A 1494-nucleotide genomic window follows, 5' to 3' on the forward strand; every position below is an offset into this window, starting at 1 on the left:
GGTCACTAGGGCACCATCCTTTCGGCGGATGTCTGATGGGCGTTCGTTGAAGGGACTCGGCGGGGGCCGAGGTGACGGCCAGTGGTGGTCGCTCGTGGAGGGCCTGCATGACACCGCCGCCCTCGGTCCTCCCGGGGTCGCAGACCGGCATCAGGAAGACGCGCCGCAGAGCGCCAGTTAGTGACCGTCCGGTGGTCGATCCCCTCGCCGCGTCGTCGCTGCCAACCTGAGGAGATCCGTTGTCGAAGAGCACCACAGAACCCATTTACGTCGGTCTGGACTGGGCCGCTGCCACACACGCGGTGTGCATATTGTCTGCGGTAGGAAAAGTTTTGGCGCAGTTCACGATTGATCACACCGCCGAGGGCATCGCTACGCTGATCCGCAAACTCGCCCGGTACGGTGATCCCGCTGATGTCCAGATCGGGATCGAACGGCCCAACGGGCGGCTGGTCGACCTGCTGCTTGAAGCCGGCCACCCGGTCATCCCGGTGTCCCCCAACGCCATCAAGACCTGGCGCGACGGCGAAGTCGTTTCCGGCGCGAAGTCCGATGCTGGAGATGCGCTGGTGATCGCTGAGTATCTGCGGCTGCGCCGCCACCGGCTGGACCCCGTAGCGCCCTACAGTGCACAGACCAAGGCACTGCGGAGCGTAGTGCGTACCCGCGACGACATCGTCGCCATGCGGGTCTCGGCCACCAACCAACTCAGCGCCCTGCTTGATAACTACTGGCCCGGCGCCAAGGCAATCTTCGCCGATGTTGAATCCCCGATTAGCTTGGCGTTCCTGCGCCAGTATCCCACCGCGATCCGGGCGGCCCGCCTCGGCGAAAAACGTTTGGCCGCCTTCCTGGCCAAGCACGGCTACTCCGGTCGCCGAACAGCCAGTGAGCTGCTGGGCCGGCTGCGCGGCGCTCCCGCGGGCACGACCACCCCAGCCCTGTCCGTCGCAGTCGCTGACGCCGTGACAGCTCTGGTCACCGTTCTGGAGGCCCTCAACACCGCCTGCAAAAACCTCGACCGCTCCGTCATCGCCCGCCTCGGGGAGCACCCGGACGCCGAGATCTTCACGTCGCTGCCAAGGTCGGGTCAGATCAACGCCGCCCAGGTGCTCGCCGAGTGGGGCGACTCCCGGGCAGCCTACGACGGACCCGACGCAGTGGCCGCCTTGGCCGGCGCTACACCCGTAACCAAAGCATCCGGCAAGCAATACGCTGTGCACTTCCGCTGGGCCTGCAACAAACGCTTCCGCCGGGCACTGACCACCTTCGCCGACAACAGCCGCCACCAAAGTCCCTGGGCCGCCGACATCTACACCCGAGCCCGCGCCCGCGGCCATGACCACCCGCACGCCGTACGCATCCTCGCCCGCGCCTGGATCCGCGTCATCTATCGCTGCTGGCGCGACAACCGCCCCTACGACCCCAACCTGCACGGCGGAACACAAAGACTGCTGCCTCAAACGGCCTGAGGTTGACTCAGGAAGTGTCATG

The 1494-nt window shown here is 66.3% G+C and carries 1 protein-coding gene; it reads left to right on the plus strand.

Annotated features, from left to right (window positions below; translation table 11 throughout):
* Positions 1-239 precede the first annotated feature (239 nt).
* Positions 240-1472 (plus strand): IS110 family RNA-guided transposase, encoded by a 1233-nt coding sequence (locus AC5Y5Z_RS25515; protein WP_156296105.1) that lies wholly within the window; start codon positions 240-242, stop codon positions 1470-1472.
* The last annotated feature ends 22 nt before the right edge of the window (positions 1473-1494 follow it).

The sequence above is a fragment of the Mycobacterium sp. NGS29 genome, assembly GCF_059812965.1.